The 12,325-nt window shown below is 71.8% G+C and carries 12 protein-coding genes; 7 read left to right on the top strand and 5 right to left on the bottom strand.

Going from position 1 to position 12,325, the window contains the following annotated elements; genetic code table 11:
- Positions 1 to 8 precede the first annotated feature (8 nt).
- Complete coding sequence (dusB, locus tag ACZ404_RS06885) at positions 9 to 1,148, bottom strand: tRNA dihydrouridine synthase DusB (protein ID WP_468436642.1); 1,140 nt, start codon at positions 1,146 to 1,148, stop codon at positions 9 to 11.
- Between the two features lie 129 nt (positions 1,149 to 1,277).
- Between dusB and ACZ404_RS06880 the strand changes: the two genes are divergently transcribed.
- From ACZ404_RS06880 to ACZ404_RS06870, 3 genes are all read left to right on the top strand, one after another.
- The gene (locus ACZ404_RS06880) at positions 1,278 to 2,729 is read left to right on the top strand and encodes an MFS transporter (protein ID WP_468436640.1); all 1,452 of its coding nucleotides are present in this window, start codon (positions 1,278 to 1,280) and stop codon (positions 2,727 to 2,729) included.
- Positions 2,730 to 2,846: 117 nt separating this feature from the next.
- Positions 2,847 to 3,227, top strand: a complete 381-nt coding sequence (locus ACZ404_RS06875; RefSeq protein ID WP_468436638.1) for an effector-associated constant component EACC1 — start codon at positions 2,847 to 2,849, stop codon at positions 3,225 to 3,227.
- Positions 3,228 to 3,229: 2 nt separating this feature from the next.
- Positions 3,230 to 4,897 (top strand): caspase, EACC1-associated type, encoded by a 1,668-nt coding sequence (locus tag ACZ404_RS06870; protein ID WP_468436636.1) that lies wholly within the window; start codon positions 3,230 to 3,232, stop codon positions 4,895 to 4,897.
- A gap of 22 nt (positions 4,898 to 4,919) precedes the next feature.
- Here the strand turns inward: ACZ404_RS06870 and ACZ404_RS06865 are convergent, their stop codons facing one another.
- The gene (locus ACZ404_RS06865; RefSeq protein ID WP_468436634.1) at positions 4,920 to 5,816 is read right to left on the bottom strand and encodes a helix-turn-helix transcriptional regulator; all 897 of its coding nucleotides are present in this window, start codon (positions 5,814 to 5,816) and stop codon (positions 4,920 to 4,922) included.
- A gap of 101 nt (positions 5,817 to 5,917) precedes the next feature.
- Here ACZ404_RS06865 and ACZ404_RS06860 point away from each other — a divergent pair, with 101 nt between their 5' ends.
- From ACZ404_RS06860 to ACZ404_RS06845, 4 genes are all read left to right on the top strand, one after another.
- The gene (locus ACZ404_RS06860) at positions 5,918 to 7,345 is read left to right on the top strand and encodes an MFS transporter (protein WP_468436632.1); all 1,428 of its coding nucleotides are present in this window, start codon (positions 5,918 to 5,920) and stop codon (positions 7,343 to 7,345) included.
- Between the two features lie 95 nt (positions 7,346 to 7,440).
- On the top strand, positions 7,441 to 7,665 hold the full coding sequence (locus ACZ404_RS06855; protein ID WP_468436630.1) for a hypothetical protein: 225 nt from the start codon (positions 7,441 to 7,443) through the stop codon (positions 7,663 to 7,665).
- A 6-nt stretch (positions 7,666 to 7,671) separates the two neighbouring features.
- Entirely contained in the window at positions 7,672 to 7,794 is a 123-nt protein-coding gene (locus tag ACZ404_RS06850) for a hypothetical protein (RefSeq protein ID WP_468436628.1), read from the top strand.
- The gene (locus tag ACZ404_RS06845) at positions 7,791 to 8,930 is read left to right on the top strand and encodes a serine hydrolase domain-containing protein (protein WP_468436626.1); all 1,140 of its coding nucleotides are present in this window, start codon (positions 7,791 to 7,793) and stop codon (positions 8,928 to 8,930) included. The genes ACZ404_RS06850 and ACZ404_RS06845 overlap by 4 nt, the downstream gene beginning before the upstream one ends.
- Before the next feature lie 62 nt (positions 8,931 to 8,992).
- Here the strand turns inward: ACZ404_RS06845 and ACZ404_RS06840 are convergent, their stop codons facing one another.
- The 3 genes from ACZ404_RS06840 to ACZ404_RS06830 all read right to left on the bottom strand — a co-directional run bounded on the left by ACZ404_RS06840 (position 8,993) and on the right by ACZ404_RS06830 (position 12,210).
- Complete coding sequence (locus ACZ404_RS06840; RefSeq protein ID WP_468436624.1) at positions 8,993 to 9,595, bottom strand: TetR/AcrR family transcriptional regulator; 603 nt, start codon at positions 9,593 to 9,595, stop codon at positions 8,993 to 8,995.
- Positions 9,596 to 9,621: 26 nt separating this feature from the next.
- Positions 9,622 to 10,632 (bottom strand): aldo/keto reductase, encoded by a 1,011-nt coding sequence (locus tag ACZ404_RS06835; protein WP_468436622.1) that lies wholly within the window; start codon positions 10,630 to 10,632, stop codon positions 9,622 to 9,624.
- Positions 10,633 to 10,827: 195 nt separating this feature from the next.
- Entirely contained in the window at positions 10,828 to 12,210 is a 1,383-nt protein-coding gene (locus tag ACZ404_RS06830) for a glycine--tRNA ligase (RefSeq protein WP_468436620.1), read from the bottom strand.
- Positions 12,211 to 12,325: the final 115 nt, after the last annotated feature.

Raw genomic sequence — 12,325 nt, 5'->3', positions numbered from 1 at the left:
GGGGCTGATCAGCCGCCGGACGTGTCCAGTTCGGCGTCCTCGCTCACGCCCGCGCAGTCGTACGGGTCCTTAAGCCAGCCGTCCGGCAGCACCACCCGGTTGTTGCCGGACGTACGGCCGCGTGGCCCGTCGGCGCCGGCGGGCCACGGCTGGTCGAGGTCCAGCTCGTCCAGCCCGGCCCGCAGTTCGGCCAGCGACGACGTGATCGCGAGCCGCTTGCGCATCTCGGAGCCGACCGCGAAGCCCTTGAGGTACCAGGCGACGTGCTTGCGGAAGTCCACCACGCCCTTGGACTCGTCGCCGATCCACTCGCCGAGCAGGGCGGCGTGCCGGACCATGACGTCGGCCACCTCCCGCAGCGTCGGCCGCGCGAACCGGGCCCGGCCCTCGAAGGCCGCCACCAGGTCCGCGAACAGCCACGGGCGGCCGAGGCAGCCGCGGCCCACCACCACGCCGTCGCAGCCGGTCTCGCGCACCATCCGCAGTGCGTCCTCGGCGGACCAGATGTCACCGTTGCCGAGCACCGGGATCTCCGGCACGTGCTCCTTCAGCCGGGCGATGGCGTCCCAGTCGGCGGTGCCGCCGTAGTGCTGGGCGGCCGTGCGGCCGTGCAGCGCGATCGCGGTGACGCCCTCCTCGACGGCGATGCGGCCGGCGTCGAGGTAGGTGATGTGGTCGTCGTCGATGCCCTTGCGCATCTTCATCGTGACGGGCAGGTCCCCGGCGCCGGAGACCGCCTCGCGCAGGATGGCCCGCAGCAGGTTCCGCTTGTACGGCAGCGCGGAGCCGCCGCCCTTCCGCGTCACCTTCGGCACCGGGCAGCCGAAGTTGAGGTCGATGTGGTCGGCCAGGTCCTCCTCCGCGATCATGCGGACGGCCTTGCCGACGGTCGCGGGGTCGACGCCGTACAGCTGGATCGAGCGCGGCCGCTCGCTCGCGTCGAACCTGATGAGCTGCATGGTCTTCTCGTTGCGCTCGACCAGCGCCCGGGTCGTGATCATCTCGCTGACGAACAGCCCCTTGCCGCCGGAGAACTCCCTGCACAGGGTGCGGAAGGGCGCGTTGGTGATGCCCGCCATGGGGGCGAGCACGACGGGCGGCCGAACCGTGTGAGGACCGATCTGCAGCGGGGACTCGAGCGTGGACATTGCTCCATTGTCCCGTACCGGGAACGGTGGCCGCTCCCGCCTGTGGACAACGTCCGCACTGTGGATACGAGCACCACCTGCATACTCATTAGTTAGACGCACTATTGAAATCGGCGTACGATGGGACGCATGCCCGAGCTCAGCCACCGCCGACGCCTGCTCGTGCTCGCGATCTGCTGCATGAGCCTGCTCATCGTGAGCCTGGACATCACCGCCCTCAACGTGGCGCTGCCCTCGATGCAGCGCGAGCTGCACGCCACCACCTCCGGCCTGCAGTGGACCATCGACGCCTACACGCTGGTGCTGGCCTCGCTGCTGATGCTCGCGGGCTCGACGGCCGACCGGATCGGCCGCAAGCGCGTCTTCATGGCCGGACTGACCGTCTTCACCACCGGCTCCCTGCTGTGCTCGCTCGCTCCGAACCTGACCCTGCTGGTGGTGTTCCGGATGGTGCAGGCGGTCGGCGGGTCGATGCTCAACCCGGTCGCCATGTCGATCATCACCAACACCTTCACCGACGCCCGCGAGCGCGCCCGCGCGATCGGCGTGTGGGGTGCGGTGGTCGGCATATCCATGGCGGCCGGACCGCTGGCCGGCGGTCTGCTGGTGCAGTCGGTCGGCTGGCGCTCGATCTTCTGGGTCAACCTCCCGGTCGGCCTGGCGGCCCTGCTGCTCACCCTGCGGTTCGTGCCCGAGTCCCGGGCGCCGCGGGCCCGCCGCCCCGACCCGGTGGGCCAGGCGCTGGTGATCGCTCTGTTCGGCTCGCTGACGTACGCGATCATCGAGGCGCCCGACGCGGGCACGGGCACGGTGGCCCCGTTCGCCGCCGTCGCCGCCGCGGCCCTGGCCGGGCTGCTGTGGTACGAGCCCCGGCGCGAGGAACCGCTGATCGACCTGCGCTTCTTCCGCTCCGCCCCGTTCAGCGGCGCCACCGTGATCGCGATCAGCGCGTTCGCGGCGCTGGGCGGCTTCCTGTTCCTGTCCACGCTGTACCTGCAGAACGTGCGCGGCCTCAACGCGCTGCACGCCGGCCTGTGGATGCTGCCGATGGCCGTGCCGATGTTCCTGTGCGCGCCGCTGTCCGGGCGGCTGGTGGGCAGCCGGGGGCCGCGGCTGCCGCTGCTGGTCGCCGGCGCCGCCATGACCGCGAGTGCGGTGCTGTTCGCCGCGTTCTCCGCGGAGACGGCCAACACCACGCTCTTCGTCGGGTACATGCTGTTCGGCATCGGCTTCGGCTTCGTCAACGCGCCGATCACGAACACGGCGGTGTCGGGCATGCCGCGCGCCCAGGCCGGGGTCGCGGCCGCCGTCGCCTCCACCAGCAGGCAGCTGGGACAGACCCTCGGGGTCGCCGTGGTCGGCGCGGTGCTGGCCTCCGGCATCGGCAGGTCGTCGTACAGGAACGCCTTCGTCGCGGCGGCCGAGCCCGGCTGGTGGATCCTCACCGGCTGCGGCCTGGCGGTCCTGGCACTCGGCTTCGTCACCAGCGGACGCTGGGCCCACGCAACGGCCGAGCGCACCGCCGAGAAGCTGGAGTCACCGGAGGTTCGCCAGACCGTGAGCGCTTCCGGGCGCGGCTAGCCCCGCCCCGGGCGGGCTCGTCCATTTCCTGGGATTCCTCCCCCGACCCCATCCCCTTGCACCACACTGGTCACTGCGCCGTGGAGCAAGCGGTTCCATGGCCGGGGGGTGGGCGCCATGGATGTCCTGCTGGGTCTGACACCGGACGGCGATGCGGACGCCGAGGAGAGCGAGCGGCTGACCGCTCGGCTCCGCGCGGAGCTGCGCGAGCTCGACGTCGACAGCTTGCGGGTGCTTGCCGACGGCGCCCCGCCCGAGCGCGCCAAGGCGGTCGACCCGGTCACCGCGGGCGCCGTCGTCCTGGCGCTGAGCGCTCCCGGCGGAGTCCTCACCTCGCTGGTCGGCCTGGTGCAGGACTGGCTCGGCCGGCAGTCCGCCCGGCATCGCGTCTCGGTCACCGTCGACGGCGACACGGTGGAGCTCGAGCAGGCGACCCCCGAGGAACGCCGGCAGCTGATCGACGCGTTCGTGCGCCGTCACGGGGCGGGTGGGGAGTAGACATGGGACGCCGGCTGGCCCTGCTGATCGCCACGTACGCGTACGAGGACGAGGGACTGCGGCAGCTCACCGCACCCGCCCACGACGCCGGGGCACTGGCCGAGGTGCTGCGCGACCCGGACATCGCCGGTTTCGAGGTGACCACCCTCGTCAACGAACCGCACCACCGCATCGGCGCGGCCCTGGGCGAGTTCTTCCGCGACAGCCGCCACGACGACCTCACCCTGCTGTACTTCACCGGGCACGGCCTCAAGGACGACGAGGGCCGGCTGCACCTGGCCACGGCGGACACGCGCCGCACCAACCTCATGTTCACCTCCCTGTCCGCGGAGCGGATCGACCAGGCGATGAGCGCCTGCCTGTCGCGGCGGCAGGTGCTGATCCTCGACTGCTGCTACAGCGGCGCCTTCCCGGCCGGCCGTCTCGCCAAGGGCGACGACGACGTGCACACGCTGGAGCGGTTCCAGGGGCGCGGTCGTACCGTGCTGACCGCCTCCGACGCCACCCAGTACTCCTTCGAGGGCGACCAGGTGCACGGCAGCGCCCCTCAGTCGGTGTTCACGCGCCATCTGGTGCGGGGGCTGCGCGACGGCACCGCCGACCTCGACGGCGACGGCGACATCACCCTCGACGAGCTGTATGCCTACGTCCACGAGAAGGTCGTCGCCGAGATGCCGCAGCAGCGGCCCAAGAAGCAGGACGACGTCCAGGGCCGCATCGTCGTCGCCCGCAACGTCCACTGGGCGCTGCCCGAGCATCTCCGGAACATGCTGCTCAGCCCGCTCGTGCCGGACCGGCTCGGCGCCGTGACGTCGCTGGCCCATCTGTACCGCACCGGCAACGGGACGGTCCGCGGTCTCGCGGCCGAGCAGCTCCGGCTCCTGATGGACGACGACAGCCGCAGCGTCTCCGCCGAGGCCGCCGCCCAGCTCGAGAACCGGTCGGCCGAGCCGGTTGTCCCACCGCAGCGGACTCGCCCACCGGGACCGCCGCCCACCCCCGCGGCCGGCCCAGGGCCCGCCGACATCGACAGGCTGCTGGAGCAGGCGACCGAAGAGCGTGAACGAGGCGCGCTCGACCGGGCCGAGGACCACTACTGGTCGGCTCTCGACCTCGCCCTGCAGCACCGCGTCAAAGGGAAGGAAGGCTGGGCCTGGGACGGCATCGGCTCCTGTCGCTGGCGCTCCGGAGACCACGAGATGGCGATGAGGTTCTTCACCCGGGCCGATCGCCTCGCCGACGAGACGCGGGACACGCTCCTGAAGGCCTGGAGTCTGCACAACTTCGGTGCGTACCGGCGCGAACGCGGTGACGTGGCGGCCGCCAAGGACTTGTTCGAGCGGTCCCTGGCGGTGTCGGACGCCCATCGGCACTACGCACCCGCGGGCTGGACCCGCCACCTGATGGCCGAGTTGGCACGCGACGAGGGAGACACCTCACAGGAGCGGGAGCATTACGCAGCCGCCGCGCGGGCCGGCCTTGCTTCCTCCGACGACACCCTGGCGGGCTGGAGCCTGATACACGTCGCCAAGTGCGCGGAGCGCTCCGGCGACGTGTCGCAGGCACATGATCACTACGCGCGCACCTTGGAGATCGGCGTCCGCATCCACAATCGGTGGATGGTCCAGCAGGCCGAGGAGGGCCTCGCGCGGCTCGCCGACCCGGGCTGACCGGCGCTGCGGCCGGACGACTTCAGCCGTCGGCCGTCGCCAGTGCGTACAGCTTCTCCAGGCGTTCCCGTGTCTCTTCGTTCTTCGGCGTGTACGTCACCATCCGCGCCCCCGGCTCCGGACCGAGCCACAGGTCGGTGTGGACCAGTGTGAGGTGGCCGACGTACCGGTTGATGAACTCCTTGGTCTTGGAGCGGTTGCCGACCACCTCGTAGCGCTCCCAGTTCTCGCGGAACTCCGGGGACTCGGACTCCAGCCGCTTGATCAGCATCTTCCAGGCGGGCTCGCCGAGGTGGCCGGCCATGGAGGCGCGCAGGCGGGCCGCCATCAGCCGCATGCTCTCCTCGAGGTGGACGATGGACGCGCGCCAGTCGCTGTTGGTGTGCACGAGGATCATGCAGTTGCGGTCCTCGGGCGGGATCGCGTCCAGGTCGCAGAGCAGGCGGCCGTAGGTGCGGTTGTAGGCGAGGATGTCGTACCTGCTGTTCTGGATGCAGGCCGGGAACGGCTCCAGCCGGCGCAGCAGTTCGCGCTGGGCGTCGGTCACGCCCGAGCAGCCGGCGGCCGGTGTCGGGTCGGTCGCGCCGGCGAGCTGGAAGAGGTGGGCGCGCTCGCTGGCGTCCAGCATCAGGGTGCGTGCCAGGGCGTCCAGGACCTGCACGGACACCTGGATGTCGCGAGCCTGCTCGAGCCAGGTGTACCAGGTGACGCCGACCGCCGAGAGCTGGGCGACCTCCTCCCGCCGCAGGCCGGGTGTGCGGCGCCGGGCCCCGCGCGGCAGGCCCACCTGCTCGGGTGGGATGCGCTCGCGCCGGCTGCGCAGGAAGGCGGCCAGCTCGTGCCGCCGGATCTCCGAGCCCCGCGCGGGCTGAGCGGTGGCGGTCCGCTCGGCCGTCGTACGGGCTGCCGTCGTCGTCATGCCTCCAGGGTGCCGCCCGGCGGATCCTGTTGCCAGGTACTTCTTCTACCAGGATCAGAAGACTCTGGTACCAGTCTGAGGACGGGCGCAGGCTCGGGTGCATGACCGAAACCGTCACCGCCCCGGCCGTTCGAGCGCCGGGGACAACGCCCGCACTCGGCGGGCCGGGGTTGTTCACCGTTCTGCTGGCCGCGGCGCTGCCGCTGGTCGACTTCTTCATCGTCAACGTCGCCCTGCCGACCATCGGTGCCGATCTCGCCGCCGGCGAGGCAGTGCTGGAGCTCGTCGTGGCCGGGTACGGGGTCGCCTACGCCGTGCTGCTCGTACTCGGCGGGCGACTCGGGGACCTGTTCGGGCGCCGGCGGCTGTTCCTCGGCGGGATGGCCGCGTTCGGACTGACCTCGCTGGCGTGCGGGCTCGCGCCCGGCGCCTGGAGCCTCGTCGCGGCGCGGGTCGCGCAGGGGGCGTCGGCCGCCGCGATGCTGCCGCAGGTGCTGGCCACCATCCAGGCCGCCACCAGCGGCGGCCGCCGGGCCCGCGCGATGAGCCTGTACGGCGCCACGGCCGGGCTGTCCATGGTCGCGGGCCAGATCCTCGGGGGTGTGCTGGTCGCCGCCGACATCGCCGGGAGCGGCTGGCGGGCGATCTTCCTGGTCAACGTGCCGGTCGTCGTGCTGGGCCTGGTGCTGGCCGTGCGGTACGTGCCGGAGACGCGTTCGCAGCACCCGGAGCCCGTCGACGGTCCCGGCACCGTGCTGCTCGCCGCCTCGCTGCTGACGCTGCTCGCACCCCTCACCGAGGGCCGGGCGGCGGGCTGGCCGCTGTGGACGTGGCTGTCGCTGGCCGCGTTCCCGGTCGTCGCGGCCGCGTTCTACGCCGTGGAGCGGCGGGCCGACCGGCAGGGGCGCACCCCGCTGGTGCCGCCGAGCCTGTTCGCGCTGGCGTCGCTGCGGCGGGGGCTGGTGCTGATGGTGCCGTTCTCGATGGGCTTCAGCGGGTTCATGTTCGTCATCGCGCTGGCGCTGCAGCAGGGCGCCGGGCTGGGTCCGGTGCCGGCGGGGCTGGCGCTCGCGCCGATGGCCGTGGCGTTCCTGTTCGTCTCTCTCGCCGGGCCGCGCCTGATCGCCCGCTACGGCACCCGGGTGGTCGCCGTCGGGTCCGTCCTGCAGGGCGTGGGCGTCCTGCTCATCGTCCTCGCCGCGTGGCGGGACTGGCCGCACCTGGGCCTCGGTCCGCTGCTGCCGGGCGCGGCCGTCGCCGGCGCCGGACAGGCGCTGCAACTGCCCAACGTGCTGCGGATCGTGATGTCCGAGGTGCCGTCGGCCCGGGCGGGCGTCGGCAGCGGTGTGATGGTCACCACCCAGCAGTCCGCGCTCGCCCTCGGCGTGGCGACGCTCGGCACCCTCTTCCTCACCCTCGTCCCGCACCAGGGCATGCGGGACGCCCTGGTCATCACGCTGCTGGTCCAGCTGGCCGGGGTCGTGCTGACCGGCCTGCTCAGCCTGCGCCTGCCCCGCACGGTCGGCTGACGCACATCCACAATCCGCCCCGCGCCCGGTGCCGCTGGCCCCGCTCCTGCTGCACACTCCTTGCGGGCGGGGTGTGCCGGACGCGGGGAGGCGTCATGCCGGAGGGCAGCAGCACGAGCAAGGTCAGCCGCTGGGACCAGCACGGCCGGGAGCATGTGGTCCGGGTGCAGCGCAGGGGCGTGCAGCGCACGATCAGATGCGAGACCTGCGGCTGGCGCCAGGGCGCCCAGTTCCTGCCCTGGCTGAAGGCGCAGGAGCATCTCGCCGGGGCCCACCAGGCGACGGTGGACCCGGCGGCCCCTGGCCGGCCGGCACGCTGAGCACCGATGACTTCGTCCGGCGCCGGGAGTCGTAGGTACGACGGGTACGACGGGTACGACGGGTACGACGGGTACGACGGGTACGACGGGTACGCCGACGCGAGCCGACCGGAGGGCCGAGAACCATGACCGCACTGCACGACACCCTGAGCCGGTACGTGGACGACGGCACCGTGCCCGGCGCGGTGGGGCTGCTCGCCCGCGGGGACGACGTCGAGGTGGTGGCCGTCGGGCACGCGGACGCCGGCGGCTCGTCCCCCATGGCACGGGACTCGGTGTTCCGGATCGCGTCGCTGACCAAGCCGGTGACGGCGGCGGCGGTGCTGATGCTGCTGGAGGACGGGCTCGTCGGCCTGGACGACCCGGTGGAGGCGTGGCTGCCGGAACTGGCGAAGCCGATGGCCGTCCGCACGCCGGCCGGCCCGCTGGACGACCTGGTGCCGGCGGACCGCCCGATCACGGTGGAGGATCTGCTCAGCTCACGGGCGGGCTGGGGCTTCCCGTCGGACTTCTCCCTGCCCGCGGTCCAGGCCCTGTTCGAGGTCCAGAAGGACGGCCGCGCCCCGCATGCCTACCCGCCGCCGGACGCCTGGGCGGCCGACCTGGCCCGGGTCCCGCTGCTGTACCAGCCCGGCGAGGCCTGGCTGTACCACACCTGCTCCGATCTGCAGGGCGTGCTGATCGCCCGGGTGTCGGGCCGTACGCTCCCGGAGTTCCTGGCGGAGCGGGTCTTCGAGCCCCTGGGCATGAAGGACACGGCGTTCGAGGTGCCGCCGGAGAAGCGGGACCGGTTCACCTCGTACTACCGGCCCGCCGCCGACGGCACCCTGGAACTCGCGGACACCCCCGACGGCGACTGGAGCCGCGTCCCCGCCTTCCCGTCCGGCGGCGGTGGCCTCGCCTCGACGGCCGACGACTACCTGGCCTTCGCCCGCATGCTGCTGGCCGCCGGCGAGGTGAACGGCCGCCGCCTGCTGTCGCCCACCTCGGTGAGCCGCATGACGACCAATCACCTCACCGCCCGCCAGCGGGAGATCGGCCAACTCTTCCTGGAGGGCCAGGGCTGGGGCTACGGCGGCCAGGTCGACGTCGTCCCCGACCAGCCCTGGAACGTCCCCGGCCGCTACGGCTGGGTGGGCGGCACCGGCACCACGGCCCACGTCGTCCCGGCCACCGGCACGGTGACGATCCTCCTCACCCAGGTCGGCATGACCGGCCCGGCCTCGACGCCGCTGATGCGCGACTTCTGGCGGGTCACCGCCTGACTCCGGCGACCGATGCCGGCCGGCGGTGACGGGCCCCCGCAAGGCGCAGGCCCGACCAGGGCTCAGGCCCGGCCGTCGGCGGCCCGCAGCCCGCGTACCAGCAGGTCCACCACCGCCTCCAACTCCGTCTCTATGTCGGGACGCTGCCACTCGCGGGCGTAGCAGGGGTCGTGGAAGCGGCCGGTGGCCTGGAAGACGGCTCGGGCGGCCGAGGCCGGGTCGGGGGTGGTGAAGGTGCCCGAGTCCTGGCCGGCGGCGATGATCCGGGCCAGTTGTCCGGTGAGGTCGGTGATGTGCTCGCCGACCGCCCCGCCGCTCTCGTCGGCCAGGACCGAGTACGTGGCGAACAGCTCGGGGTCGTCACCCGCCTTGTGCCGCTTGGCGTCGAAGAGGGCGGTCAGCCACTCCCGCAGGCGGGACTCCGGGTCCCCCTCCCCGGCGGCGATGCCGGCGAGACGGTCCGACGTACGGTCCAGCCAGCGCTTGGTCACCGCCTCGCGCAGCGCCGCCTTGGTGCGGAAGTGCCGGTAGACGCTGCCGTGGCTGACGCCGAGCGCGCGGGCGACGTCGACCACGGTGGCCTTGGCCGGGCCGTGCCGGCGCAGCACCTCCTCGGTGGCTTCGAGGATGCGCTCGGCGGTCAGTGTCTCGGTGGTCGGTGCCATGCCCTAGACCGTACCTGGAGCGGGATTCATCGTTCGCTGTCGAGCATGGCCATCTGGGCGGGGGCGTAGCGCTCCCCGGCCGCCGCGTCCGCCGGGACCGCGCTCTCGATGGCGGCGAGGTCGGCCTCGTCCAGGGTGACGTCCAGCGCGCCCAGCGACTCGGTCAGTCGCTCGCGGGTGCGTGCGCCGACGAGCGGCACGATGTCCTCGCCGCGTCCGAGCACCCAGGCGATGGCGATCTGTGCGACCGTGACGCCCTTCTGCTCGGCGATCTTCCGCAGGGACTCGACGAGGGTGAGGTTGTGCCGGTAGTTGTCGCCCTGGAAGCGGGGCGAGTGGGCGCGGAAGTCGTTCGAGGCGAACTGCTGCTCGGGCCTGAAGTGGCCGGAGATCAGGCCGCGCGAGAGCACGCCGTAGGCGGTGACCGCTATGCCCAGCTCCCGGAGGGTCGGCAGGATCTCCTGCTCGATGCCGCGGGAGATGAGGGCGTACTCGATCTGGAGGTCGGCGATCGGGGCGGTGGCGGCGGCCCGGCGGATGGTGTCGGCGCCGACCTCGCTGAGGCCGATGTGCCGGACCCAGCCCTTCTCGACCAGCTCCGCGACGGCGCCGACCGTCTCCTCGATCGGCACGTCCGGGTCGAGGCGGGAGGGGCGGTAGACGTCGATGTGGTCGACACCGAGGCGCTGGAGCGAGTAGGCGGCGAAGTTCTTCACTGCGGCGGGGCGGCCGTCGAAGCCGGACCAGCCGCCGTCCGGGTCGCGCAGGGCACCGAACTTGACGCTGACCTGCGCGTTGTCGCGGAGGGCCGGCGGGGCGGTGCGCAGGGCCTCGCCGATCAGCAGCTCGTTGTGGCCCATGCCGTAGAAGTCGCCCGTGTCCAGCAGGGTCACGCCGGCTTCCAGGGCCGCGTGGATCGTCGCGATCGACTCGGCGCGGTCGGCCTCGCCGTACATGCCGGACATGCCCATGCAGCCGAGGCCGAGGGCGGAGACCTGGGGGCCGGTGGTTCCGAGAGTGCGTGTGTGCATCGTCATGCCTCCACTCTGGCATGACGGATGACAGATTTCAATATCTGTCACTCCATAGTTGTCACCCGGTCCGTCGGTTCTTCGGCCGTGCCGGTGACCGCGGCGAGGACGCGCGGGACAGACGAAAAGCGCCCACCCCCGTCCGATCGAGTCGGACGGGGGTGGGCGCGGATCAGGAGTTCAGGCGGAGCGCCGCGGGCCTCAGCAGCCCAGCAGGCGGCTCGCCAGGTAGCCCTCGATCTGGTCCAGGGAGACCCGCTCCTGCTTCATCGAGTCGCGCTCGCGGACCGTCACCGCGTTGTCGTCCAGGGTGTCGAAGTCGACGGTCACGCAGTACGGCGTACCGATCTCGTCCTGGCGGCGGTAGCGGCGGCCGATGGCGCCGGCGTCGTCGAATTCGATGTTCCAGTGCTGGCGGAGGGCCTGGGCGAGGCCCTTGGCCTTCGGGGACAGCTCCGGGTTGCGGGACAGGGGCAGGACCGCGACCTTGACGGGCGCCAGGCGGTGGTCCAGGCGCAGCACGGTCCGCTTCTCCATCTTGCCCTTGGCGTTGGGCGCCTCGTCCTCGACGTAGGCGTCGAGGAGGAAGGCCAGCATGGTGCGGCCGACACCGGCCGCGGGCTCGATGACGTACGGCGTCCAGCGCTCCCCGGCCTCCTGGTCGAAGTAGGAGAGGTCCTGGCCGGAGGCCTTGGAGTGGGCGCCGAGGTCGTAGTCGGTGCGGTTGGCGACACCCTCGAGCTCGCCCCACTCGCTGCCGCCGAACTGGAAGCGGTACTCGATGTCGGCGGTGCGCTTGGAGTAGTGGGAGAGCTTCTCCTTCGGGTGCTCGTACCAGCGCATGTTCTCAGTGCGCAGGCCGAGGCCCGTGTACCAGTTCCAGCGCTGCTCCATCCAGTACTCGTGCCACTTCTCGTCCTCGCCCGGCTTGACGAAGAACTCCATCTCCATCTGCTCGAACTCGCGGGTGCGGAAGATGAAGTTGCCCGGCGTGATCTCGTTGCGGAACGACTTGCCCATCTGGGCGATGCCGAACGGCGGCTTGCGGCGCGAGGTGGTCTGCACCTGGGCGAAGTTGGTGAAGATGCCCTGGGCGGTCTCGGGGCGCAGGTAGGCGACGGAGCCGGAGTCCTGGGTGGGGCCGAGGTGCGTGGAGAGCAGGCCGGAGAACTGCTTGGGCTCGGTGAACTGGCCCTTGTTGCCGCAGTTGGGGCAGTTGATGTCGGCCAGGCCGTTCGCCGGGGCGTGGCCCTTCTTCTCCTCGTACGCCTCCTCGAGGTGGTCGGCGCGGAACCGCTTGTGACACGAGGTGCACTCGGTCAGCGGGTCCGTGAAGGTGGCGACGTGGCCGGAGGCGACCCAGACCTCGGAGGCCAGGATGACGGACGAGTCGATACCGACCACGTCCTCGCGCGACGTCACCATGTAGCGCCACCACTGGCGCTTGATGTTCTCCTTGAGCTCGACACCCAGCGGTCCGTAGTCCCAGGCGGCACGCTGTCCGCCGTAGATCTCACTGCACGGGAAAACGAAGCCACGGCGCTTGCTCAGGCTGACGATGGTGTCGATCTTGTCGGCGGCCACGGTGCTCTCTTCATTACGACGACGGGCGTTGAAGCGAGATGCTTCCAGCGAATGACTCAGGTTACCGGCGCAGGCTCCCCCACGACCAAATCGGCCCCCGCTCCGGGCGCCCTCA

Source organism: Streptomyces sp. NPDC030798, assembly GCF_055572275.1.
Note: the sequence above shows the minus strand (reverse complement) of the source record. Positions and strands in the feature narration are given on the sequence as shown.